The 25,303-nt window shown below is 39.9% G+C and carries 25 protein-coding genes; 14 read left to right on the plus strand and 11 right to left on the minus strand.

Annotation, left to right across the window (positions count from 1 at the left end):
• Nucleotides 1–449 precede the first annotated feature (449 nt).
• From RM049_RS00375 to RM049_RS00385, 3 genes are all read left to right on the plus strand, one after another.
• Nucleotides 450–1,889 carry a hypothetical protein gene (locus RM049_RS00375; RefSeq protein WP_322702778.1) on the plus strand — a complete coding sequence of 480 codons (1,440 nt, stop codon included), beginning with the start codon at nt 450–452 and terminating at the stop codon, nt 1,887–1,889.
• A gap of 790 nt (nt 1,890–2,679) precedes the next feature.
• Entirely contained in the window at nt 2,680–3,087 is a 408-nt protein-coding gene (locus tag RM049_RS00380; RefSeq protein WP_322702779.1) for a VOC family protein, read from the plus strand.
• Nucleotides 3,088–3,535: 448 nt separating this feature from the next.
• Nucleotides 3,536–4,450, plus strand: coding sequence for a bestrophin family protein (locus RM049_RS00385; RefSeq protein WP_322673290.1), 915 nt, complete (start codon nt 3,536–3,538; stop codon nt 4,448–4,450).
• Nucleotides 4,451–4,536: 86 nt separating this feature from the next.
• Here the strand turns inward: RM049_RS00385 and RM049_RS00390 are convergent, their stop codons facing one another.
• Nucleotides 4,537–5,385 (minus strand): M28 family peptidase, encoded by an 849-nt coding sequence (locus tag RM049_RS00390; RefSeq protein ID WP_322702781.1) that lies wholly within the window; start codon nt 5,383–5,385, stop codon nt 4,537–4,539.
• A gap of 318 nt (nt 5,386–5,703) precedes the next feature.
• On the opposite strand from RM049_RS00390, the gene dnaK reads away from it, so the two are divergent.
• Nucleotides 5,704–7,773 carry a molecular chaperone DnaK gene (gene dnaK, locus RM049_RS00395; RefSeq protein ID WP_322685382.1) on the plus strand — a complete coding sequence of 690 codons (2,070 nt, stop codon included), beginning with the start codon at nt 5,704–5,706 and terminating at the stop codon, nt 7,771–7,773.
• A 140-nt stretch (nt 7,774–7,913) separates the two neighbouring features.
• Nucleotides 7,914–8,909 carry a J domain-containing protein gene (locus RM049_RS00400; RefSeq protein ID WP_322673293.1) on the plus strand — a complete coding sequence of 332 codons (996 nt, stop codon included), beginning with the start codon at nt 7,914–7,916 and terminating at the stop codon, nt 8,907–8,909.
• 77 nt (nt 8,910–8,986) lie between these two features.
• Here RM049_RS00400 and RM049_RS00405 read toward each other — a convergent pair whose 3' ends face one another.
• Nucleotides 8,987–9,310, minus strand: a complete 324-nt coding sequence (locus tag RM049_RS00405; RefSeq protein WP_322702782.1) for a type II toxin-antitoxin system Phd/YefM family antitoxin — start codon at nt 9,308–9,310, stop codon at nt 8,987–8,989.
• 139 nt (nt 9,311–9,449) lie between these two features.
• Between RM049_RS00405 and RM049_RS00410 the strand changes: the two genes are divergently transcribed.
• Together RM049_RS00410 and RM049_RS00415 are read left to right on the plus strand one after the other, a co-directional pair.
• Nucleotides 9,450–9,974 (plus strand): J domain-containing protein, encoded by a 525-nt coding sequence (locus RM049_RS00410; protein ID WP_322673320.1) that lies wholly within the window; start codon nt 9,450–9,452, stop codon nt 9,972–9,974.
• A gap of 31 nt (nt 9,975–10,005) precedes the next feature.
• A complete protein-coding gene (locus RM049_RS00415; RefSeq protein WP_322668492.1) occupies nt 10,006–10,278 on the plus strand; it encodes a DUF3143 domain-containing protein in 273 nt (90 codons plus the stop codon).
• 70 nt (nt 10,279–10,348) lie between these two features.
• On the opposite strand, the gene RM049_RS00420 is transcribed toward RM049_RS00415, so the two are convergent.
• The 3 genes from RM049_RS00420 to RM049_RS00430 all read right to left on the minus strand — a co-directional run bounded on the left by RM049_RS00420 (nt 10,349) and on the right by RM049_RS00430 (nt 12,637).
• Nucleotides 10,349–11,467, minus strand: coding sequence for a glycosyltransferase (locus RM049_RS00420; protein WP_322702783.1), 1,119 nt, complete (start codon nt 11,465–11,467; stop codon nt 10,349–10,351).
• A 282-nt stretch (nt 11,468–11,749) separates the two neighbouring features.
• Nucleotides 11,750–11,890, minus strand: coding sequence for a hypothetical protein (locus tag RM049_RS00425; RefSeq protein ID WP_322702784.1), 141 nt, complete (start codon nt 11,888–11,890; stop codon nt 11,750–11,752).
• A gap of 189 nt (nt 11,891–12,079) precedes the next feature.
• Complete coding sequence (locus tag RM049_RS00430) at nt 12,080–12,637, minus strand: methylmalonic aciduria and homocystinuria type D protein (protein WP_322702785.1); 558 nt, start codon at nt 12,635–12,637, stop codon at nt 12,080–12,082.
• Nucleotides 12,638–12,807: 170 nt separating this feature from the next.
• Here RM049_RS00430 and RM049_RS00435 point away from each other — a divergent pair, with 170 nt between their 5' ends.
• A complete protein-coding gene (locus tag RM049_RS00435) occupies nt 12,808–12,945 on the plus strand; it encodes a hypothetical protein (RefSeq protein ID WP_322702786.1) in 138 nt (45 codons plus the stop codon).
• A gap of 74 nt (nt 12,946–13,019) precedes the next feature.
• On the opposite strand, the gene RM049_RS00440 is transcribed toward RM049_RS00435, so the two are convergent.
• From RM049_RS00440 to RM049_RS00455, 4 genes are all read right to left on the minus strand, one after another.
• Nucleotides 13,020–13,226 (minus strand): glycogen debranching protein, encoded by a 207-nt coding sequence (locus tag RM049_RS00440; RefSeq protein WP_194046500.1) that lies wholly within the window; start codon nt 13,224–13,226, stop codon nt 13,020–13,022.
• 147 nt (nt 13,227–13,373) lie between these two features.
• Complete coding sequence (locus RM049_RS00445; protein ID WP_322685386.1) at nt 13,374–14,027, minus strand: MotA/TolQ/ExbB proton channel family protein; 654 nt, start codon at nt 14,025–14,027, stop codon at nt 13,374–13,376.
• Between the two features lie 75 nt (nt 14,028–14,102).
• Complete coding sequence (gene rsmH, locus RM049_RS00450) at nt 14,103–14,987, minus strand: 16S rRNA (cytosine(1402)-N(4))-methyltransferase RsmH (RefSeq protein ID WP_322702787.1); 885 nt, start codon at nt 14,985–14,987, stop codon at nt 14,103–14,105.
• Between the two features lie 171 nt (nt 14,988–15,158).
• Nucleotides 15,159–17,069 carry a M48 family metallopeptidase gene (locus tag RM049_RS00455; protein WP_322702788.1) on the minus strand — a complete coding sequence of 637 codons (1,911 nt, stop codon included), beginning with the start codon at nt 17,067–17,069 and terminating at the stop codon, nt 15,159–15,161.
• Nucleotides 17,070–17,352: 283 nt separating this feature from the next.
• On the opposite strand from RM049_RS00455, the gene RM049_RS00460 reads away from it, so the two are divergent.
• The gene (locus tag RM049_RS00460; protein ID WP_194041009.1) at nt 17,353–18,537 is read left to right on the plus strand and encodes an NAD(P)H-quinone oxidoreductase subunit H; all 1,185 of its coding nucleotides are present in this window, start codon (nt 17,353–17,355) and stop codon (nt 18,535–18,537) included.
• A 386-nt stretch (nt 18,538–18,923) separates the two neighbouring features.
• Nucleotides 18,924–20,003 carry an S-methyl-5-thioribose-1-phosphate isomerase gene (gene mtnA / locus RM049_RS00465; RefSeq protein WP_322702789.1) on the plus strand — a complete coding sequence of 360 codons (1,080 nt, stop codon included), beginning with the start codon at nt 18,924–18,926 and terminating at the stop codon, nt 20,001–20,003.
• 911 nt (nt 20,004–20,914) lie between these two features.
• Here mtnA and RM049_RS00470 read toward each other — a convergent pair.
• Complete coding sequence (locus RM049_RS00470) at nt 20,915–22,336, minus strand: NADP-dependent isocitrate dehydrogenase (RefSeq protein WP_322702790.1); 1,422 nt, start codon at nt 22,334–22,336, stop codon at nt 20,915–20,917.
• A gap of 381 nt (nt 22,337–22,717) precedes the next feature.
• Between RM049_RS00470 and RM049_RS00475 the strand changes: the two genes are divergently transcribed.
• From RM049_RS00475 to RM049_RS00490, 4 genes are read left to right on the plus strand one after another with little or no spacing between them, the layout of a single operon-like run.
• On the plus strand, nt 22,718–23,446 hold the full coding sequence (locus RM049_RS00475) for a GUN4 domain-containing protein (protein ID WP_322702791.1): 729 nt from the start codon (nt 22,718–22,720) through the stop codon (nt 23,444–23,446).
• 25 nt (nt 23,447–23,471) lie between these two features.
• Nucleotides 23,472–23,690: a type II toxin-antitoxin system HicB family antitoxin gene (locus RM049_RS00480; protein WP_322685392.1), complete on the plus strand. Its 219-nt coding sequence runs from the start codon at nt 23,472–23,474 to the stop codon at nt 23,688–23,690.
• Nucleotides 23,690–23,917: a type II toxin-antitoxin system HicA family toxin gene (locus RM049_RS00485; RefSeq protein WP_322702792.1), complete on the plus strand. Its 228-nt coding sequence runs from the start codon at nt 23,690–23,692 to the stop codon at nt 23,915–23,917. Before RM049_RS00480 ends, RM049_RS00485 begins: the two co-directional genes overlap by 1 nt.
• A 52-nt stretch (nt 23,918–23,969) precedes the next feature.
• Nucleotides 23,970–25,073 (plus strand): ABC transporter ATP-binding protein, encoded by a 1,104-nt coding sequence (locus RM049_RS00490; protein ID WP_322702793.1) that lies wholly within the window; start codon nt 23,970–23,972, stop codon nt 25,071–25,073.
• On the opposite strand, the gene RM049_RS00495 is transcribed toward RM049_RS00490, so the two are convergent.
• The gene (locus tag RM049_RS00495; protein WP_322702794.1) at nt 25,028–25,258 is read right to left on the minus strand and encodes a hypothetical protein; all 231 of its coding nucleotides are present in this window, start codon (nt 25,256–25,258) and stop codon (nt 25,028–25,030) included. The genes RM049_RS00490 and RM049_RS00495 overlap by 46 nt on opposite strands.
• Nucleotides 25,259–25,303 lie beyond the last annotated feature (45 nt).

Here is a 25,303-nt window from a genome sequence, read left to right on the forward strand (position 1 = left end):
TTATATTTACTGCGATCGCACTTTGATTGAGTCCCAATTAGAAGTGCGATCGCTTAACTCTTTTCTTCTGAGTCTAATCAATAAGGGTAGATGCAGACTCACTTCTAATTTACTTCATATTGCTATTACTCATTTTTTCACGTAATCAAATAAAAATCCATATAATAAAAATGGTAATAGTAAAATTTTGTTATAAATGTATCAGTAAACATTGCATACACTTGTAATCTGTAGCTAATGCAAAAAAAAATTATTTAGTATTGTGGTTTATTAAGCAGTTGCTTAGTGTTTTATTAATAATTATTTTTACAGTATTTCCACTTAATCAGCTAATTGCCCAATCTCATAATGCTAATTCTAAAAATATGGTGTCTATATCAGACATAGCACGTAACCTTCGTAACTTAAACTTAATGTCGGAAGAAACGTACCAGCAGATACAGTTTTCAATGACAGAAGGTGAAATACCTAGCCGTTCGATGTTGCTCGATGAACTTGCACAGGAGGCAAGAAAGCGCCGACTTAGCCCTGATTTTCCTAAGTTATTTAGAGTTGCTATTGTATTTGAACCCCTCACTGAGTTGACTGAGGAAATGCGCTTAGAACTACTGCAACTGTTGCATGATCTCAAACAGTCGGGAGTTATTACCGAACGTGTTTATCAACGACTAGAAACAGAGGTTAAAGCTAGTTATATCAAAATGGATATCGATTTATTTCAGCAAGCTGAAAATCAAATGAGGGTTTATGAGAATTTACAACTGAAGGATTTAGAACCTCACCTTAAAACCTTGCGTTCTAATAGTATATTGTCTGCTGATGGTTATACCAAACTAATACAAGATATCCAAGCAGAAAATATTACTAGTAATATTCAGTTATTTAAGTACTTTAATAATGCAGTAATTTTTGACCTCAAAGATTACTCTAAAAAATTATATGAGTACTTACCAACAATTTATCAATGCATTGTTAGTATGCTGCATCAATCAGGCATAGCAAACATTAAAATTGATAGTTTTTCGATTGATGCTCCAATGATATTTTCAATATATACCAATGGGAGAAAATATCAATATAATTTATATCCAGTTATCAAAAACGAATTTTCTATACCTATCGCTGATAGAAGAGAATTTTTTTTCTTATTTAATAAAATACTGCGGGATATGGGTTCGTCGTATCGACTTTATGATATAGGAGTTGTTAGTGACGAACTAATAGGTTTATCAGCGCTAGAAAATAGTAACACTTTTGGATTTATCACACTTACAAACAAGCAATTTAAATTATTTTTAGAGAAATCATATATTTTTAATCTAAATAATCTTAACGAACAAGAGAAAGAATTAACAACAGACCGGATAGAAGAAGTTATTGTACTTTTAGGTAAAATTGGATTATTAAATCACTTAACACCTCAACAAATAAATGTAAGTAAAGATAATATTAGACAAAGTTATATTACTAACTACTATCAATTATTGCAAGTTTTTGATACTTTTGTTCCTACTATTGATTTGGAAGCAACTTCTAGAGAAGATAGTTATAAGCGGCTTATCCATAAATTTGCAAAATTTTCACGAGGGAATTTTGCTCCAACTGATATTTTATTTGAATGGCAAAATAACCAAGCTGCTGAAGTTTCTTTTAAAGTTAATGGCAAAATATATAGTACAAAGCTTGAGTTTAAAGATGATTTTGTCGATGATCGCAGGCTATTTAGTTTAATTCTACAAATAGTTGATAAAACTGTGCCTAATGGCAGCAGATTTTACCCACTTTATAATGGACAGAATTATATCACTGGGTACATTTTTCTAACCAACGAACAGCGACAATTGCTCGAATTTGAAAGATTGGTTGTACTTTCTCCACCAACTAACTGAAAAAATAGAAATTGAGGTTACTCATTTGAAGTTCTGGTATATGTAAACTAAGGGTCATTGCGCTGACTTCGACCACGCAATCACCTTTCACGGTCGTACCTACTTTAAACCTTTACTGGTAAAGCTTTTGAGTGATTAGATAAATTTGATTTCTTAATTTTTTTCTTAATTACATCCAACTTCATACATATATAATTAATACCTAAATAGTATTAATTCCACAAGACTTACGCAACTGGCACAGTTTAATCGTTAATTAGTAGTACATACGTGTTCATAATCAAAATAAAATATTCATTAGAGTTTAGATTAGATTGCTAATTTCAAACTCCAGTAATGATAAAAACTCCAGAAATGTTTGTGACAAATCTGGAGCCAGGAAAGATACGCATTTACCTATACCAAATTTTCACCTTGAGATAAACCTACGTCATCAGGGTATACACTCAAATACAGATAAAAGTGTTTGAGGATTCTCATTACACTCCTTCTCTATTGGAAGTAACGCAAAACAGCCCCAGATAAGTTGAGGCTGTTTTGCGAGAGTTGTTTGATAGAAGGGGTACATCAATAAGTGATGCCCATGTTAAATATAGATAATTCAGTATGCATCCTTATTCAGCTATGTTTTGCCATATCAGGATGATTGGGAAAATTTTTATGGCTTTTTTCAAAAAAAAACTCCAGATGCACTTAAGGCATTCTGGAGCAGTAACAGGTTTCTAACATCAATCAATTTTTACATCTGCGATCGCCCGATGTCGTTAGGGTATATACTCAAATGTGTTTTATGTCTACTCATCCGCAAATCGACCAACAAGTTACCTTCTTTTCTACCCATAACCTCAATGTATCTACAGAATTCTACGAACAAAAGCTAGGTTTGGAGTTATGGCTTGACCAAGGAACCTGCCGAATTTATACTGTTAGTGGTTCTGGATACTTAGGATTATGTCAAGCAAGTGAAAAATTAAGTCCTCCAACCGAAAAGCAATCAAGTGTTATTTTTACCCTAGTAACACAGCAAGTGGATGAATGGTTTGAATATCTCAAAAAACGTGGCGTTGAATTTGAAAAGCCACCGACACTAAATGAAAAGTACAAGATTTACCATTGCTTTTTCCGCGATCCTGATGGTTATTTGATTGAAATTCAACGTTTTGAGACTAACGACAACAAAAAAGACATAACCCAATAAGTTATGTCTAGATGTTTAATCTACAGGGCAGGATTTTTACAGGCTAGAACTTTTTGATTTACTAAGGTACATAATACCGACTAATGTTGTATGAACATTAACGATAGGAGTATACCTTTTCTTCCATAGATTTATCGGGATAAAATGTGGAGTTTATGCAGCCACAGAAAAATATTTACATTTATTTACAATTACTGCTTATGTATCGCTTTTGACTTTTATATAATGTCTATCTAATTGACGATCAAAAAACTCTCTGTGTAAATCCTGATTTTAACCAGAGTTAATATTGGATCGCAAAAGCTAGAATACATTGTCGCCAGTATATTTTCTTAGCAAAAATATTTTTGGAAGTATTTCTTTATTAAATATGCTACTTTTATAATTATTTTTAAGCTAATAAATATTGAGTGTATCGGTTCAATAAATATTTTATTAGGGTGACTACATGATAGCCGAAAAAATCAAATTGTTACGCACAGCACTACAACCTAAAGGTTCAGTCACGAAAGCAATTTTCAAACATATTTTATGGTGTGGAGCTTTCGGATTTTTAATTTCTCTGCTTCACCATTTTGAAAAACCTGTATCCCAGCCAATCTTAGCAAATGTGATTCCTAGTATTGTTTTAGGTTTGTTACTTGTCTTTCGGACAAATACTGCTTATGAGCGATTTTGGGAAGGAAGAAAATGCTGGGGATCTATAGTAAATAACACCCGAAATTTAGCAAGGCAAATTTGGGTATCAGTTGATGAAATTTTACCAGAAGATAAAGACAAGAAAATTACGGCATTAAACTTATTGGCGGCTTTTGCAGTAACAACTAAATTACATTTGCGAGGAGAAACTGTCAATAGCGAGTTAGAAGATTTAATGCCATCTACTAAGTATATAAAACTGAAGATTATGAATAATCCCCCTATAGAGGTTGCCTTTTGGATAGGAGATTATTTACAGGAACAGTATAATCGTAATTGCCTTAATAGCTACCAGCTAACATCAATGCAAGAATTATTGAATAATCTTGTGGATAATTTAGGTGCTTGCGAACGTATTTTGAAAACGCCTATGCCGCTTGCTTATGCCCTTCATTTGAAGCAATTGCTAATATTATATTGTTTTCTGCTACCATTTCAAATAGTTGAGAAGCTCGGTTGGTGGACAGGTTTAATTTCTGCTTTGGTTGGGTTCACTGTGTTTGGCATCGAAGCCATTGGCTTAGAGATAGAAAATCCCTTTGGTTATGACGCTAATGATTTACCATTAGATGCAATTTGCGAGACAATGAAGCGTAATATTGACGATTTAATTACTTTGACTCCTAATGCGCGATCGCATCAACAAGATAGTATAACTAATTGAAAAAAGTTGAAGATATTGATTAATAAAAAAGAATATATAGCAGTTTGTAACAAGTAAGTGAGGTGAAAAATGCAAGACTCACGCTTTCACAACCGCCGAATCGCAATTTCTAAACCTTCACATACACGAGTCAGAAAATCTAAATCCAAAGTAGCGATCGCATCACTAGCTTTGTGATAATGTGGATTTCGCAAGAATGCCGTATCTGTCACCATCATTGCCGGATAACCCAAATCCCAAAATGGAGCATGATCGCTAAGTCTGGTTTGGGGAACTATTAAACCTCGATTCGGCACGGGTAGCCATTGACTAGATACGCCAGCTTTGCGAATATTACGGCTCATGCCAATTAAGTCAGGCAATGTCCGCAAGTTGCCAATTAAAGCAATAAAATCACCTGTATCTGGGTAGAAGCGTTCCAGAGGAGGGGGGTAACTTTGGGAACCAGGTGTAGAATCTTTATAGCCCAGCATTTCTAGGGAGATCATTAAGCGTAGCTGTTGCTTTTCTTGATGCAACAGGGCTGCATAGTCAGCACTACCCAGTAAGCCGTATTCTTCCATATCGAAAGCAACCAGTCTTAAGGGGTATCTCACAGGTTCGGCAGCAAATTTTCTCGCTAATTCCAGCAACACCGCGACACCTGTAGCATTATCATCAGCCGCAACTGTTCCTGGAACGCCATCATAATGAGCGCCAATTAAAATTGGTAGTAAATCCTTTTTTTGCCCTTTAGCTTGGGATGGTAAATTTAATATCAAGTTATTACAAGTTTTACCTCTGACTTCAAAGGTGTGGATTTCCACACTCCCCCATTGAGAAAATTGCTGGCGGATATATTCTTGGACAAAAAAATGCCCAGCCGTTGCCATGTAAGGATCGCGTTCTCGCGCTATCTCACTCAGGGAAGTCTGTAATCGCTCTGTTAAATTCAAATCTTTTAAGTAGTAGCAATAATATGAGAATTTTTAGGCACTCAAAAAAGCAGAGCAAGCGTTGTTAAGTTTAACTTACCAATTTGCAGATAACTTAAACAGAAGTAGGGGGATATCAAGAATTGAGGCTGCTTGGGCACACCAACCATCTCAATGCTATCCTAGTCTTGCAACTATCTCCTCTAGCTGCACTTCTTAGCTTACTGCCTTAATGATCGGTATTATACATTGAGGTGTTTTTATCTTGTAGCACAAAGCTAGAGGTAGTTCCGCCCAATCATAATAAATATATAAGACACTTTAGGAGAAGAGTAACGCATGGGCAAGGTAGTCGGCATCGACTTGGGTACAACCAACTCAGTAGTCGCCGTTATGGAGGGTGGCAAGCCGGTGGTGATTGCCAATGCAGAAGGAATGCGAACAACCCCCTCCGTAGTTGGTTTCAGCAAAGAAGGTGAAAGGGTGGTTGGGCAAATGGCACGGCGACAAACCGTCCTCAATCCTCAAAATACCTTTTTTGCAGTTAAACGTTTCATTGGGCGGAAGTATGGCGAACTTAATGCAGATTCCAAGCGTGTACCCTACACCATCCGCAAAGACGAAGTAGGTAATATTAAAATTGCCTGTCCTCGTCTGAATAAAGATTTCGCCCCAGAAGAAATTTCGGCAATGGTGCTGAAGAAATTGGCAGACGATGCTAGCCGCTATTTGGGTGAACCAGTCACAGGGGCAGTGATTACAGTACCCGCCTATTTTAATGATTCTCAACGGCAGGCAACCCGCGATGCTGGCAGAATTGCTGGTTTAGAAGTGTTGCGGATTCTCAATGAACCGACTGCGGCATCTTTGGCTTATGGATTAGATCGGGGTGACACAGAAACTATCTTAGTATTTGACTTGGGTGGTGGCACCTTTGACGTGTCGATTTTAGAAGTAGGCGATGGGATTTTTGAAGTCAAAGCTACCAGTGGAGATACGCAACTTGGTGGGAACGACTTTGACAAAATAATCGTAGATTGGTTAGCAGAGCAATTTCTGGAAACAGAAGAGGTAGACTTAAGACGCGATCGCCAAGCTTTACAACGTCTGATGGAAGCGGCGGAAAAAGCCAAAATTGAGCTTTCTGCTGTCAGTGTCACCGAGATTAATTTACCCTTCATCACTGCCACAGCAGATGGCCCTAAACATCTCGAAACTCGTTTAACTCGTTCCCAGTTTGAAGGTTTGTGTGGTGATTTGGTGGGAAGATTGCGAACACCAGTAAAACGCGCTCTCAAAGATGCCGGACTTTCACCTAGAGACATTGAAGAAGTTGTGTTAGTTGGCGGTTCTACACGAATGCCAATGGTAAAGCAGCTTGTACGGGACTTGATTGGTACAGAACCGAACGAAAACGTTAACCCTGATGAAGTCGTGGGAGTGGGTGCAGCAATTCAAGCAGGTATTCTTGCAGGCGAACTCAAAGATGTGCTGCTTTTGGATGTCACACCCCTCTCTTTGGGATTGGAAACCATCGGCGGCGTGATGAAAAAACTTATCCCCCGCAACACCACTATCCCAGTACGTCGTTCTGATATTTTTTCCACGTCTGAAAATAACCAAAATACTGTGGAAATTCACGTAGTCCAGGGCGAACGGGAAATGGCAGCAAGCAACAAGTCTTTAGGACGGTTCAAGCTCTATGGCATCCCACCAGCACCACGAGGAATTCCCCAAGTTCAGGTGTCATTTGATATTGATGCTAATGGTATTTTACAGGTAACAGCCTTAGATAGAACCACAGGGCGAGAGCAGAGTATCACCATTCAAGGCGCTTCCACTTTGAACGAGTCGGAAGTGAATCGGATGATTCAAGACGCTCAAAAATATGCCGATGTCGATCGCGAACGTAAAGAAAGAATAGAAAAGCGGACTCGTTCTGAGGCATTGATTTTCCAAGCAGAACGACAACTCAGAGAAGTAGCGCTGGAATTTGGTATGCAGTTTGCCCGCAACCGCCGCCAAAGAATTGATAATATTTGCCGACAACTGAAAGAGAGTCTTCAGGAAAATAGCGATCGCGGTATCGATCAAGCCTACGCCGACTTACAAGATGCTCTCTACGAGCTAAATCGGGAAGTCCGCCAGACTTATGCTGAAGATGAAGACGATGACTTGTTTGGGACTATCCGTGACATCTTTACCGGCGGTGATAAAGAACGAGAACGCGAATTTCCCAGAGATACATATCGAGAACGCGACTCATACAGTAAAGATTATGGCAGAGACTATGACAGAGATTATAGCCGCGATAATCGTTCTTCCGCTTATGAAAGCCGTCCTCCACGCAAATCCCGCCCCAGCTACCAAGATAACTGGGATGATGAAGAAGACAATGATTGGTTATAAGAAAAGTTAGGAGTAGAGACGCGATTAATCGCGTCTGTACAGGAGTTAAAAATAAATATTTCAACTCATAACTCCTAACTCCTAACTCCTAACTCCTCACTTTTAATTCATCTAAAATCTAAAATTTAAATAACTGAACTATGCAAAATTTGCCGAACTTTCGCGATTACTATGAGATTTTAGGAGTATCTAAAGATGCCTCCGGTGAGGAAATTAAAAAGGTTTATCGGCGGTTAGCAAGGCAATATCACCCCGATCTGAATCCGGGTAACAAAGAATCTGAGGAAAAATTTAAGGATATTGGCGAGGCTTATGAAGTTCTTTCCGATCCAGCCAAGCGATCGCAGTACGATCAGTTTAGCCGCTACTGGAAGCAAAAAGGCTTTGCAGGCAACAAACAAACACCCAAGGCTAAAACTTGGCAGAGTGGCGCTAGCGATCGCAACGGCAATCAAGATGTAGATCCCAGCCAATTCTCCGACTTTGAAAGCTTTATTAATCAAGTTATTGGTGTCAAAAATAAGAGTGCGGCAAATAACTCCAGTAATGGCAATAATAGCGATCCATTCCGTTCCCCCAGAACAAAAGTTGCCTACACAGTTAATCCCCCACCTCGCACCACCCGCCGAGATATAGAAGCCAGATTAACGCTTCCACTAGAAAAAGCTTATCAAGGTGGTAATGAACGCATTCGTTTGGAAGATGGGCGATCGCTAGAAGTTAATATGCCTCCAGGTATGGTAACAGGTCAAACCATCCGTTTGCGGAACCAAGGCGTTGGTGGTGGCGATCTATACTTAAAAATTACCGTTGAACCTCATCCATTATTTAAGCTAGAAGGTTTAAATATTGTCTGCCAAGTACCCGTTACTCCCAGCGAGGCAGTTTTAGGAGGACAGGTAGAAGCACCTACTCTTGATGGCCCTGTGAAAATGACTACCCCTCCTGGAGTTAGGTCTGGTCAAAAATTTCGACTAGGTAATAAAGGTTATCCTAATGATGACGGAAAACGTGGCGATCAATTAGTAGAAATTCAAATAGTTACACCGAAAAATATTAGTCAAGAAGAACGGGAGCTTTACGAAAAGTTACGGCAAATTGAAACCTTTAAACCCCGTGCTGATTTAATCCGTTAGCTCAATATCTTGCACTTCTTGAGTATAAATACGAAATCGACTCACACAGAATCGCTGTTAGCCAAATTTTGCTGTCCTCATGCTTTAATATTCGCAAAAAAAGCTAGAAGTGACTCGTCGTTATATTCAGTATACTGTCCACTATCGGGTTGCTTTATACCAATATCAATTTGGCTGCGTAATGCTTCTAACTTGAGTTTTTGCAGTTCTTCTTCAAGGCGGTGGAGTTCATCTATCATCTGCTGAAACGCTTGTGCTTCATGCACCACAACCTCAGCTTTCCCATTCACCGTTAGTACAAGTGGGGACTTTGTGGCTTTGATTCGTTCTACGTAATCTTTGGCATTGCGCTTAAAGTCGGTAAGAGTTTGAATATTTTCGAGATTAATTTTGATCTGCATCGCATCTAATTAAATGCTTTATTAAGCAATCTTATCAAATGCTAGACCTGCTGTGTCTTCTGAAATTCACAAAGGATTTAAAATATAAAAAATATCTTTGAGCAAAGTGACTCAAACAGATGTGAATCAAAACGGGGCAATGCCACAAAGCAGCGAACCAACTTATTACTCTCTGCTAGGACTGCATCCCTGGGCATCGGTAATTGACATTCGTCGCGCTTACCGGCAACTGAGCAAACGCTATCATCCTGATACTACAGACTTGCCGACTGCGATCGCCACTCCCAAATTTCAGCAAATCAACGAAGCTTACGCGACCCTGAGCCATCCAGAACGCCGATTAAGCTACGATTTGAAAATTGGCTATTCCCGCTTTGGAGTGATTCAACCACCCCCTGATTTGAATCATCCCGTCTCGCATTCTCATGACTGGTCAAAATCAGCTTACCTCGATGCGAGCGATCGCCCCTTATCATCTGGCGAAATATTTGCTTTATTTATGCTGGTGTTAACATTTGTAGGTTGTCTGTTATTAGCAGTTGCCATTGGCTTAACTCGTGGCGAGGCTGCGATCCATTCCCATTTGCTGCAACCAAATACATCTGTACAACAGCAAATTAGCTATATATCGCAACTAATTGCCCATCCGATAATTAAAAATTAAACAATTCCCTAATCCAAAATCAAAAATTCCTATGGCTCTTCTTCCCTCTGATACTCCTTTATATAATCATCCCCTACCACAAATTGAGCAGTGGCTAAAAGACCAAGGCTGTCAACAAGATGAAACACAAAGGCATTGCTGGCGTGTACAGCGACCTAATTGGCAAGCTGAATTATGGCTTGATGTTGAGCAAATTGTAGTGCGATATCTTCAATCTGGGGAAAATGGACAAGATATCCAACGCTCATTCAAGTATTCTCTTAGTCGGGATGATGTAGAACAAGCTGTGTTTTCTGGGCCATAAGGAAGGGCTTATGTACTATTGGTAGAGCTTCCAATCAGCCTGTTGCAGGACAGCAACCCTGTAATGGCAATTATGTATCAGATTTTGTTACCAATGCTTTAGGAGTAAGTTGGCTACAAATTTCCAGTAGTCTATTAACAGCACGCGCTGCTGAAAACTTTTGTGCAACGTATTGGCTGGACTGAAAACCCCGATTAATTGCTTCATCTGGATTATCTAGGCAATATTGCATACATTTGGCTAATTCTTCTGCATCTTCATTTTCAAAAAATAGGCTGTGCGGCCCTCCTACTTCTGACAATCCTCCCATTTTTGAGACAATCGAGCAGGTTTGAACGCTAGAGGCTTCTTGCACTACGTAAGGTGCCGGATCTTGCCAACGAGATGGAGCAATTAAAGCCAAAGCATCTTGAACTTTTAGAAGCACTTCTTTTTGAGGAACTTTACCTAAAAAATTAACTTTGTTGGCAATCCCTAAATCAGACGTTAGCTGTTTTAATTGCTGAGATTGTTCGCCATCGCCAATAATAGTAATTTTAAATTCTTTATTTTCATCTTGTAAAATCCGCACTGCTTTTAATAAAATATCTACACCTTTGTCTGTAGCTAATCTACCGACAAAAATAAAATTATATGGTTGAGATAAATTTTCTAAAGTTTTAAGCTGGGTTTCCGACTTGATTTCGATCGGATTATATAAAGTATCAACTGACCAAGGAAAAGCAGAAGATTCTCCTAAAAAGTTACTACAAGCTGTATGATAATCGGCTAAGAAAGCAGTAGAAAGTCGGGTGCTTAGGCGTGCCCATTTGATAAAAGTGTGTAATTTCCACTTTAATGGATAATTAGCTTTTGGCAATGTGTGTTTAAATTCAGTTTTTAAACGTTGTGTCAAGTTCATCTGCTCATAACTAGTATGAGTAGATTGATAAAGAGAATAATGGTATTTAATAATTATCTTTTTTCGCAAAGCTTTACATAAAAAAGTAAATAATAAATCGTTAGAATTCTTGTGTACTATATCTGCCCAAGCAATATAACTAAACCATTTAGTGATATTATCTTGTCTAGTAGAAATAGTTTTAACTTCAATTAATCTGGCTTCCAACTCAGGAATAATAGAATAAATATAAGTTAAAACTCCACTAATCTCATTGTCATAATGGCGGTGTTGAATTAATATTTTCATATATTAACTATGGGAAATTTTGTATTTATAGGAATTGTGGTTGAGCATAACTAGAAAACAAGTATTTCAGTTTGCTCAGAATCAACTTGGTTTCTAAGGTAGGTAAGCACAAATAAATCTAACTATCTAACGAGATATAAAAAGCTTGAAACCCCTGCGATTGCATCTCTACGAGACGCTACGCAAACACTTCGCGCAGTCCTAACGAGAGACGCTTTGCGATCGCAACAGCCATACTTATATGCAGAAAGTTGGGAACAGGATTTTTCCCGATAGTTATAGTTATATAATTCCCGTAGATGCTGCTAAAGTACCATTCTCTTCGCTACAGGCTAAAAGTTTATTCTGACAGTAGTGGGTAAAATTATCATCAATTTGAAATACCTGCCGATTAACCTGAGATGTTACCCAAACAGGAACCAAAAACCATTCTTCCCGGTTTGGCTTCGTAGCATCTACTCATGAGAGAGAAGTAAAAAGCCGCACTATCGCTTTGACTATCCTAGCTTCTTAGAAAAACTTCTTTTGAGACACAAGTGCTGATATACGTCTTTACATACCCAATGACCAATGACCAATACTTCGACTACGCTCAGTACAAGTGACTAATGACTAATAATTAATTTCTTTCCACCCATGCATGGATGCTACGCCTTTTGTAACCCATTCGATCAAAATTGGGGGAGCTTCTGAGATCAAAATGCTAGGATAAACTGCTGCACCCCAATCGGGATGAACTAACACACGGCATTGATTTTTAATCACTGGATAGTTGAGCAAAGCTTTGACAACTGCTGTGTCATCGTGAGGAATTGCTCCGGGATGGGAAAGTAAAGGATAGCCTGTACGAGGGTCAATCAGATCGGTTAAATAGCCGCGATCGCGCAGATTAAATGCTAAATCACAGCCAAATCTCATAAACTTTTCTCGTAAGCGTTCTTTCTCTGACTCTACTTCTAGTGTCTTTTCGACTAATTGATAACGCGATTGTTGTAATACAATCACTACTCGTAAAAATGGCTGCCGTTTCCAATCTGGTAATATCCGTTCGCAGTTGGCACAGATATATTGGCTGGGAGCATGAATTGAAATTTGAACCGCTTGTCCTGTTTCGCCAACTAAATTAATGGGACAGACTTGCTCCGAAGTGTAAACTTTGGGATAGTTCACTAAATTGATTCGGCTTATACAAATTTTTGAATTTAATCTACGGTATAGATGATACCTCTTAAAAGTTAAGAAAAATCATCACTTTTCTATAATATGTTACTTTTTTTGAAAGCAGTTAATAATAATTTGAGAAATTTAATCTGAATTTTATTCTTTATTAACCTGTTCTCATGGAATTTGCTGCGATCGCTGTAGGTATTGGCAGAGATGCAGCGTGTGTTAGACAAGCGATGCCTATGACGGGCTACGCCTACGTAGATGAAATATGTTCGATCGAAATCCCAAAAAAGCAAAGCAGGTTGAAGTAAGCAGAAAATAACAAAAGTAATTATGTCTGCCAGAAAATACTTCAGCTATGCAGCCTAATTTCTATAACACTCAATTAATTGAGTTTTAAAGAATTCACCGGCACTTCATCCCAAGAATCGACTGTCCGCAATCGTGCCACCCAACCTGCTGCTTTTTGCCTCTCAGTCAAATTATTTTGAAATGAATCATGGCAATCTTTGGCTTGAGATTCATTACGAGTGGCAATACAGGCATGAATCATCCCAGACGGATCGATTTGCTCATTTACCCAAATAGTCATAGAATATTTCCTCAATAACTGTAGCGAACAAAGCTATTCGTCATTTTAGAATACTATTAGAGTCAAAAGTTTTAGAGCAAAATTCAGTAACAAATAGTGAATTAATCCCAATTACTGATTGCTAATTTACAATTACCCAGTTTTGCTTCATTTATTTGGCGGATATGATTTATCTCCTCTTTCGTAGCGACGACGGTAGAGTAATTCTAACTGTCCGCCATATTCTTGAATCCAAGCAATCTGGCGCTGGTAGAGTCCGCGGAAGGTATTGGCAAATAATAGTGTAAAGATTGCCACTACCAACCCTGATGCTGTAGATACTAAAGCTTCACTAATTCCAGCTGTCACACCTGTTGTTTTACTACCTCCCACATCTCCGATATTCAGAGAAGCAAAAGAGTTAATTAATCCCAATACAGTGCCGAGAAGTCCTAACAAAGGCGCAAGACCAATAATTGTCTCAAAAATATTTTGGGAGCGCTTGAGTAAAGGGATTTCGGCTTGTGCTTCACTTTCTAATGCCAAACGAAATTCGTCTGGTGTCGGCTCTTCTAATTCTAAAGCTGCTAAAAAAATTCGAGCCAGGGGTAAATCAGTATTTTTGTGCAATTTATCTAAAGCACTAACGACATTATCAAGGCGATAAAGGTGTAGCACCTCTCGCACCACCTTGTTTTGCCGATTATTTATCTTTACCCAAAAAATGATACGTTCGATAATCAGCGCCACCCCTAACAAAGAGAACGCCAGCAGAGGCCACATGACTACGCCACCTGCTGTAAACAGATTACTAATTTCCATTTATTATTTTTTAACTCTTCAACAACGCTACATTAGCAGATCGTTGAGATGGAGTATTTTAACGCTGCGTTGTAGTTACAGCAGCTTTTGGGCTATCCTCAGTTTGGCCGATCGCGATCGCGGATTCTGACTAATTTCCTCTTCTTGTGCAATAATCGGCTTTTTTGTCAAGACTTTTAATAAAGGTGAATTTCTCAAACCATGCTTTACCGGACGGTCTTCTAAACTGTGGAAACTGATAATCGCAATTCTACCGCCAGGGACAAGGGCATTTGGGGCTTTATCTAAAAAGGTTTCTAGGGATTTTAACTCATCGTTGACGACAATTCGCAGAGCTTGAAAAACACGGGTAGCAGGGTGAATTCTGCCATAACGGTATTTGGGGGGAACTGAAGAAGCGATCGCTTCAGCTAATTCTGTAGTCGTGTGCAACGGTCGGCGTTCTACAATGCGTCTGGCAATGCGCCGCGATAATCTCTCCTCACCGTACTTAAAGAAAATATCAGCTAATTCTGCTTCATCCCAATTATTAATTACATCAGCAGCAGTTAGCGATCGCCCTCGATCCATTCGCATATCCAAATTTGCAGCTTGGCGAAAGCTGAAACCCCTTTCTGCTTGGTCTAAATGGTAAGAACTTACCCCCAAATCAGCTAAAATACCATCGAAAGTGTTGGGGGGAAATTCGTAGTCGGCAAAATTGCGATGAATAAATTGTATGCGATCGCTAAACTCTGCTAATTCTTTCCTTGCTGCGGCTAAAGCATCCTCATCTTGGTCAATTGCCGTTAATTTTACATCTGGTGCAGCTGCTAAAATCAAACGGCTGTGACCTCCACCGCCTACCGTCGTATCAAGATAATGACCTCCTGGAGATACCGCTAGACCTGCAATAACTTCCTGCGGTAAAACTGGTAGATGGGAAAATGTCGGTTCTTCAATAGCTAGCTGACGATTCATGAGACTTAGGCAAAAAACCACAGATGAACTTTAATTATGTATTCTTTTCTTTGTGTCTTTGCGGGTTTATAGCTAAAAAATAGTTTTTAAACCACAAATACACAAAAGGAAAATATCATAAATTCCACAGCCAGCGTCAGCCTTGGATGTGAACTTTAAGCATCTGTAGTGTTATTTCTTACCTTTTTTTTGGTAAATCATCGAATTTGGTATCACTTTTAATTTTTTCTCCATATTTAAATGGCTATTTAAAATAAAAATGAATACATTATCGAGAAATTCGTTTTCCTCTAACAAGCTGTTTACAAGTTTAGAGTGATCGGGTTCCTGAATACCTTCTAAAAAGGTAACTTCTCGCTTCAAAGCTAAAACATAAAGTGGTTTCTCAGGAAAATATTGCAGATTTTTTTGAACTAAGTAAGCACTTATTACTTGCGGGTAACGAGATAACTGCTGACAAAGCTTGTTTACCTCTATATCTGAGACAGTATGAGGTTCCAATTTATCCTTTTCTCTCACATTTGAACGTTCTTGCTGTGCTTTCAAAATTAATTCATGATAATTTTCGGCACGTTCTTGATAAGATTTGGCTTCATTAAGCTTTCCTTGTTGTTTAAGAAAATAGTAAATTATCTGGCAACCTTCTATGACTATATTTGAGTCTTTATCTATTGCTTTCTCGATATATTTTATTCCGCTTATATCCTGATTTTTTAATAATATTTGCCCTAGTAAATAATTAGCTGAGGCATGATGAGCATCACGATGAATAATTTCTTCTAATAGAGGTATTACTGCTTCTTCACCCTCAAAATCCAATGTTAAAAATGCTCTTTGAGTCGCTTCTTCTAAAGTTAGCTGTTGTTCTTGTGATTTGTGATGTAAATCTTTTAATGTAGCTATCGCTTTTTGAAAATCAGCATATTTTTGTCGCCAAGGCGTTGCTATTTTATCTTGCCAATCTTGACTAAAATACCCGATAAATTTTTCTAACCTATGTCCCAAAAATTCTTGGGCAGCACTTATTTCAAGTCGTGCAAATATAGCTACATCTTTCTGAATATTAGATACGTATCCCAAAGCTTTTAGTCTATCTGTTAAGCAAGGATGAGTATCACTATTGTTAGTTTTATCTGTTAAAGCTTCCGTTAAATAAGTACTTGTGATTTCTTCATGAAGTTTCTGACTTAAAGCTTGTTGCATCGCTGTATAAGACATTTTCGGTGGTTCGATTTCTGTCTCTACTTGTTTATAGATACTAGACCAAAAATATCTTTCTAGAAATCTAGCTTTGACCTCCAAACTTATCAAAGCTTTAGCAGCATTTTGATCTCCTGTTATATCAACAGCACATCTATCTGCTTCATATTCATTCATCCGTGCCAATACAAAAGAATAGGCATAAAAAAATGGTGTATACCATGTCAAAAACCGCTCAAAGATTAACCAGGATATTTCATTTCCACTTTGTCGAAATCCTGTAACAATGCGATACCAAGTTGCACGTTGGCGATAAATCCAGCCACTAAAGCGGCTGTGATTTCCTGATAAATGTCCCAGTTCATGGGCTAAGACGGCACGAAATTGTTCGGGCGGCAGTGCTAGCATGAGTGGTAGACCGACAATTAAGTAATTTTGCTGCCATCCCAGCAAACCTAAGCGTGGTATTTGGACAACCCCTGCATTAAAATCGTTGGTCAACAGGATGTGGTGAAACCGTGGAGCTTTTAGCTTCGATGAGATTTCGTTAATTAAAGAATAGAGATTGGGTACATCCTTAGATTGTAGTGGTAAACCTGTAGGTGGGGAAAAAGAAACCCATAGCGATCGCGCTAACACCAATGCGAACGCCAGCAAAAACAGAACACCTTTCAAAGATGAGGCATTAACTGAATGAGCGTTAAGCATCAAAAAGATAATACCTACTAACAAAGTCAACGTTACACCTAAAACCAAAAATATATATGCGTAGCCCAAAGTAGCCAAAAAAGCAACGTGCAATTTATAAAGACGCGGTTGTTTATTAGCAAAAACTTCTAACTTCTGAATTAGCTTATCAAAACGCTCTTGATTGAAAGTCATAGATGAGTATCAGGGTCATAAAACTGTAATATAACTGACACAATATCTCTATGACTTACGTAAAAACTCAGAATTCATTGGGCATTATGCATTGGGCATTGTCCCCTTGTCCCAGCACAATGAGGTGAAAAAAATCCGATGCCTCAATTAAGTGGATATCGAGCTTCCATATAATAGTTGAAGAAGTGCAACAAACTAAAACATTCTGGTTGGCATCTTAGCGGTTCAATTTAAAATTTGCCTTCAGCACGCTACACGAACACAACGGGAGAACACAAAATCTATGACCAGACTAGAAACCCGCACTGAACCAATGGTGCTAAACATGGGGCCACACCACCCCTCAATGCACGGGGTTCTGCGGCTAATCATGACTCTGGATGGCGAGGATGTTGTTGACTGTGAACCAGTCATCGGCTATTTGCACCGGGGAATGGAAAAAATTGCTGAGAACCGCACTAATGTAATGTACGTTCCTTACGTTAGTCGCTGGGACTACGCGGCGGGAATGTTCAACGAAGCTGTCACTGTTAACGCCCCAGAAAAACTTGCAGGTGTCGCTGTTCCCAAACGCGCTAGCTACATCCGCGTCATTATGCTGGAGTTGAACCGTATCGCTAACCACTTGCTATGGTTTGGCCCCTTCCTCGCTGACGTAGGCGCTCAAACTCCCTTCTTTTACCAGTTCCGCGAACGGGAGATGATTTATGATTTGTGGGAAGCAGCCACAGGTTATCGGATGGTAAATAACAACTACTTCCGCGTTGGTGGAGTAGCGGCTGATTTACCTTACGGTTGGGTAGATAAATGTCTGGAATTCTGCGACTACTTATTACCCAAAGTTGATGAGTACGAACGTTTAGTAACCGATAACCCCATCTTCCGGCGACGTGTTGAGGGTATTGGTACTATCACGCGAGAAGAAGCAATTAACTGGGGACTTTCTGGCCCAATGTTACGCGCTTCTGGCGTGCAATGGGATTTACGAAAAGTTGACCATTATGAATGCTACGACGATTTCGACTGGGATGTGCAGTGGGAAACCGCCGGTGATTGCTTTGCCCGTTATGTGGTGCGGATGCGGGAAATGCGCGAATCTGTGAAGATTATTCGCCAAGCAATTAAAGGACTTCCTGGCGGCCCTTACGAAAATCTGGAAGCCAAGCGTTTAGCCGCAGGTAAAAAATCCGAGTGGGACGCATTTGATTACCAATTCATCGGTAAAAAAGTTTCGCCGACTTTCAAGATGCCCAAGGGTGAAATCTACGCCCGTGTAGAAAGTGGTAAAGGTGAATTGGGAATTTATTTGGTTGGCGATGATAATGTCTTCCCTGCACGATGGAAGATTCGCGCCGCAGATTTCAACAATCTCCAGATTGTGCCACATTTACTACGCGGGATGAAGGTTGCAGATATTGTGGTGATTCTCGGTAGTGTTGACGTAATTATGGGGTCTGTGGATAGGTAGAGTAAATATCTATCTCAGTAATTTTTAGAGCAGTTGTATTACAGTGCAACTGCTCTATTTTTTTGATTATTTAGGATTTGACTATCGCAATTCCTAGTTACGTGAGGTACAGAAATAATGTTTTTAAACGCAGAGGAGCGCAGAGTCAAACGCAAAGGTACGCAGAGGCTTACCTAATTTTATTAGTGATTTACTCAGTACCTCAGCAGGTCGGGAAACGCTATATACCAAACTAATAAATAAAATACCAATTTCATCAGACCATCTGACTCTAAAATTTTCAAAGCTTTTAAATGCATACTCAGAACGTTTAATCAGTTTAAGAATGAAATCATCAGGGTGCATTAAAGTAAAAAATATTGACCCTTTACTAACTACCTTTTTCTATGACACCTTCGACAAACCAGGTTTATCCCGTAATTTGGCACAACGACTCAGTGTCACTAATTGACCAAACTCGCTTACCCAATGAATATACATTTGTAGAAATTCACCGCAGTGAAGATATGGCGCGGGCGATTAAAACTATGATTGTGCGAGGTGCGCCTGCAATTGGTGTAGCTGCGGCTTATGGAATGTATCTTGGTGCAAGGGAAATTAAAACAAGCGATCGCACCGAATTTTTGCAACACTTAGATAAAGTAGCCCAGTTGTTGCGTTCTACTCGTCCGACGGCGGTAAATTTATTTTGGGCAATTAGCCGGATGCTGAAAGCCGCCTACGAAACGCTGGGAACAGTAGAAGAGATTAAGCAAACCCTTTTCCAAACAGCCCAAGCAATCAACGTTGAAGATTTGCAAACCTGTCAAGCGATCGGCGACAATGGTTTAGCAGTCTTGCCTACTACCCCAGAAAAGCTAAGGTTGCTTACTCACTGCAATGCTGGGGCATTAGCTACAGCCGGATATGGCACAGCTTTGGGTGTTGTACGTTCTGCTTGGAGGGAAGGACGTTTAGAACGTTTATTTGCCGACGAAACCCGTCCTCGTTTGCAAGGCGCAAAACTCACCACTTGGGAATGCGTGCAAGAAGGTATTCCAGTTACATTAATTACTGATAATATGGCAGCCCATTGCATGAAACAGGGTTTGATTCATGCTGTAGTTGTGGGTGCCGATCGCATTGCTGCTAATGGCGACACTGCTAATAAAATTGGTACATACAGTGTAGCGATCGCAGCTAAAGCTCATAATATCCCCTTCTTTGTCGCTGCGCCCCTTTCCACCGTTGATTTTGAATTAGCTGATGGCAGCCAAATTCCCATTGAAGAACGCGAACCAACAGAAATCTATCAAGTTGGCGATACCATTCTCACACCTGCGGGTGTAGATTTTTACAACCCAGCTTTTGATGTCACCCCGGCTGAGTTGATTACAGCCATCATTACAGAGAATGGAGCGATCGCACCCGATCGATTAGCAAAATCACAGGTAAAGCAAGTACCGATTAGCTTAAATCCGAATTAATGAAGAACTTACGCTGAATTCTCGATAACTCTAAATCCGAATAAGGGAAACTTTATAAGGGATTGCCCCAAAAAAATCTCCGACTTTTTAGAAAAGCCGGGGACTTTGTTTTTGACTACTTTAAAATCTGACGGATCAAAATTTCTCAGCAATTTTTTTAATAATTTTATCTAAACTTCATATTTGGACTAAATTCAATAAGTAAAATCCGCAATTACTTTCTCAAAATAAGCTTTGACTTACTCAAACCCCAGTTTGCTTACTCATTTTGGTGTTTTCCGCAAGTAAAAGAAGCTTTTGCTTTCTCAAAACAAGCTTTTACTTACTCATTTTGGTGTTTTCCGCAAGTAAAAGAAGCTTTGACTTTCTCAAAAGAAGCTTTTGCTTACTCATTTTGGTGTTTTCCGCAAGTAAAAGAAGCTTTGACTTTCTCAAAAGAAGCTTTTGCTTACTCATTTTGGTGTTTTCCGCAAGCAAACGAAGCTTTGACTTTCTCAAAATGCCATTTGACTTACTCAAACCCCAGTTTGCTTTTTGATTTTGGTGTTTTTTGCAAATAAAATGCCATTTCGCTTTTTTAAAATGGTTGATTTATTAGAGGATGTCTGAGGAGTATTAAATATTTGTCGATCTCCCCTAACCACTCTTAAAAAAGCTAGGGTTGTATGCATAAGTTAAATTACCCCCCTTAATCCCCCCTTGCAAAGGGGGGAGACAAGAGATCCAGTTCTCTCCGTTTTAGAAGGGGGGAAACAAGAGATCCAGTTCTCTCCGTTTTAGAAGGCGGGAAACAAGACATCCAGTTCTCTCCGTTTTAGAAGGCGGGAAACAAGACATCCAGTTCCCTCCCCTTTACAAGGGGAGGGTTAGGGTGGGGTAATTCAACTTGTGACTAATTAACCCTAATAGAATTAACCAAAATGTTGAATAATTGCCTCGGCAAATTCAGAACATTTTAAGGGTTCAACAGGTGGTTCTAGCAACCGGGCTAAATCGTAGGTTACTTGACTACTGGCGATCGCATCGCTTAAACCTTTCTTAATTAGGTCTGCGGCTTCTTGCCAACCCAAAAATTCCAGCATCATCACACCAGACAAAATCACTGAACCAGGATTAATCCGATCTAAGCCGGCGTGTTTGGGTGCAGTGCCGTGGGTAGCTTCAAATATGGCACTAGAATCACCAATATTTGCCCCTGGCCCCATTCCCAATCCCCCAACAATCGCAGCAGCCGCATCAGACAAATAATCGCCGTTTAAGTTCATCGTCGCCAAAATCGAATACTCATCTGGTCTGGTTTGGATTTGTTGGAAAATACTGTCAGCAATCCGGTCATTCACCAAAACTTTCTCTTTCCATTTGCCATCGCCGTGAGTTGCCCAAATTGAGTTAAGAACAGTTTCAACTTCCTTGACAATTTGCGCTTTCTTCTCCTCAGTGAGACTATCAAACCCAGGATCGATCTCGCGGGCGTTTTCTTCCAAGGAAATATTCGGATTTTTCTCCTTGTTACTCAAAATCCAAGATTCTCGTTCGGTAACAGTTTCTTGGCGAAATTCGCTGGTTGCTAGTTCATAACCCCAATCGCGGAAAGCGCCTTCGGTGTACTTCATAATGTTGCCCTTATGCACCAAAGTCACTTGTTGCTTGTGTTTGGGCAATAGCAAAGCGTGTTTAATGGCACGTCTAACTAGACGCTGAGAACCAGTTTTGCTGATGGGTTTGATGCCAATCCCAGAATCAAGAGGAATGCGTTTTTTTCTGTGTTCTGGGGTGGCGGGGATCAGTTCTTCATTGAGAATTTTAATTAAGCGATCGCCGATTTCGCTACCTTGTCGCCACTCAATGCCTAAATAAATATCTTCCGTATTCTCCCGATAAACAATTACATCCAGCTTTTCAGGATTTTTGTGGGGTGAGGGTGTACCTGCATAGTAACGACAAGGACGCACGCAGGCATACAAGTCAAAAATTTGTCGCAGCGCTACATTTAAAGAACGAATTCCCCCCCCAACGGGAGTAGTCAAAGGCCCTTTAATAGCTACACCATACTCTTCAATTGCCGTCAAAGTGTCTTGAGGCAAATACTGATAAGTCCCGTATAAATCGCAAGCTTCGTCGCCAGCGTAAATTTTGAACCAGCTAATTTGACGTTGATTCTTATATGCTTTGGCTACCGCCGCATCTAACACTTTTTGGGTAGCAGGCCAGATGTCTATACCTGTGCCGTCGCCACGAATAAAAGGGATAATTGGATTGTCCGGTACAATTGGTTCACCATTTTTGAAGGTGATTTTTGCTCCGGTTGCGGGGGGGGTAATCTTTTCGTACATCGTTCACACACTCCTAATCATACGCTGCTATTCAAAAAACCTTATGTGGCAGGCTTGTATATTGGGCACTAGGGATTGGGTAATGGGGATTGGGAATTGAGGATTGGGAATTGAAAAGAGACAACGAAGTGATTTTTTCAATAATTCCCCCTTCTTCATCCATGTTCCCTCAGTCCCCAGTCCCCAGTCCCCAGTCCCCAATCCGCAGATTTTCCCCCTATTCCCCTTGTACATTATTTGGGGATTAAGTGTGGGATTCAGTGAAGCGATCGCAATTTTGTACGATCAAAAATAGTAAACTACTTTTCGCTATCAGTACTTCACTTTAAAGAATGCCCGATAGCTTACCGCTCTTTCACTGACCGTTAACACAAGAATGGCATGACAGACCCAATGATTTTATCAGGCCCTGCAAATGACATCGACTCCCTCCGACAACCGTTAATCGCTGGGTCTGAAAAAGTCCAACAGCAGATAATCCCACAATTAGCTGAGTTGGGTAATGAGGGATTAGACGTGTTGATGGAATTTTTACTGAAACGGCGTGAGAACCCAGTGACTTGGATTGATGGCAAAGCTTACCAAGTCCTTTACAGTTCTGATGCACCTCAAGCCAAAGAATTTTTGCGCTCCTGTTTTCCTGAAGGAATTGTACCTCTAAAATCAGAGTGCGGGATTAACTACAATTCTTTGCAACAGCTACTAGCTACTCAAGACTTCCAAGCAGCCGATCGCGTCACCATCGAAAAAATGTGCGAACTATCAGGGCCAACGGCTGTACAACGAAAATGGTTGTACTTTACTGAGGTAGAAAATATCTCGGCTGTTGACTTGCAAACCATTAACAACCTCTGGTTAGTCCACTCGGAAGGTAAATTTGGTTTTTCAGTGCAGCGAGAAATTTGGTTAAGTTTGGGTAAAAACTGGGAGAATTTCTGGCCGAAAATTGGCTGGAAAGCAGGTAATAACTGGACGCGATACCCTAACGGGTTTACCTGGGATTTGAGTGCGCCTAGAGGTCATTTACCCCTTTCTAATCAGCTTCGGGGAGTAAGAGTCTTTGCTTCTTTACTCTCTCACCCAGCTTGGTCGAAGAATTCAGAAAAATGATTTTGAGCCTACGTACAAATAGATTATGATTAATCCCACGAACCGAGAATTCTACGTCATCATTGAACGGGATGAAGATGGCTACTATGTTGGAGAAGTTCCTCAGCTAAAAGCCTGTTACAGCCAGGGAGAAACAATTGATGAGTTGATGGTTAATATGAAAGAAGTAATTGAACTTTGTTTAGAAACAACAAGTGATGAAAAAATACCAGAATTTATAGGTATTCAAAAGGTAGTAATTTAATGCCAAAACTACCAGTTTTAACAGGCAAAACAGTTATTAACGCCCTTGAAAAAATAGGATTTCAGGCGGTGCGTCAAAAAGGCTCTCATGTACAAATGCAACATGAAGATGGGCGGTTAGTAACTATTCCTGTTCATGCTGGTAAAACAATAGGTAAAGGATTATTACGCAAAATACTACGCGATGTTGAACTTACAAGGGAAGAGTTTATAGGTTTGCTGGAATAATAGACTTGGGAAGTTTTCCACTAATCCCAAATCCACAATCTCAAATTAGATAATGGCAAACGTTCGTCTAGAAGATATTAAGCGTAGATTCAATAATGTCACCGCGATCGAGGACATTACCTTTGAAATTCCTGATGGTGAATTTTGGGTTTTAGTTGGGCCATCGGGTTGTGGTAAATCTACAATTTTACGAACGATCGCCGGTTTAGAAACCGCTACATCTGGCAAACTCTATATTGGCGATCGCTTGGTAAATAATATTCCAGCCAGACAACGGGATGTGGCGATGGTGTTCCAAAACTACGCTCTCTATCCTCACATGAGTGTGGCCCAAAACATCGCCTTTGGCTTGCAAATGCGAAAAGTTGACCGAAAAATCATTCAAGAACGAGTGATGAATGTGGCGCGATCGCTTTCTCTGGATCATTTGCTAGATCGTAAACCCAAACAACTTTCTGGGGGACAGCAACAAAGGGTAGCATTAGGGAGAGCGATCGCTCGCGAACCCCAAGTCTTTTTACTTGATGAACCTTTATCTAATTTAGATGCCCAATTGCGCGATGATACCAGGGCAGAATTGAAACAACTACATCAAGAATTAGGGATTACAACTATTTATGTCACTCACGATCAAGTTGAAGCGATGACTTTGGCCGATAAAATTGTCGTGCTAAATCGCGGACGAATTCAACAAATTGGCGATCCCCAAACGATTTATGCAAATCCTGCTAATCAGATGGTGGCAAATTTTTTAGGCAGTCCGCCAATGAATATTTTGCCTGCAATCTATCAAAATAATGGTTTCGATGTGAACGGACAGTTATTAGCAATCCCAACAGTTGTGAAAGGAAAATTACAGTCGCGTCAAGGACACAGTTTTGATTTGGGAATTCGTCCAGAGCATATAAAAATAAACACTGATACTGACTCAGAACACAGTACTCAAAACTCAGGATTATTATCGGTTGAAGTTAAAGTTGTAGAACCTTTGGGAAGAGAAACTTTGATTCGTGCTGGTTTACCCGGTTCGGCGGTAATGCTGAATATTCAGGTAGGCTCTGATGTGCGTCTTCGTCCAGGCGATCGCCTTTCTCTACAACTTGATTTAAATCACTTGTTTGTATTTGATCCCAAAACTGGGGACAGAATACTATAAGCGCTTCGGAGTGTAAAATATAATTGTTTTGTGCGCGATCGCTGTGACGGAGTGTAGGGGCAATCGCTGTAATTCGTGGCGAGGGATAGGTTAGCGATCGCATCCAGAATCATCATCACACCGCCGTTAATCCAATTTTTGACCGTAACTCTGACTTTGCCCCTGCGTCGTGCGATCGCGGTCATTTGTTAACCCAATAGCGAAAATTTGCTGTATCTCTTGCTGAGTAA

Source organism: Nostoc sp. DedQUE04, from assembly GCF_034530995.1.
Taxonomy (GTDB): Bacteria; Cyanobacteriota; Cyanobacteriia; order Cyanobacteriales; family Nostocaceae; genus Nostoc.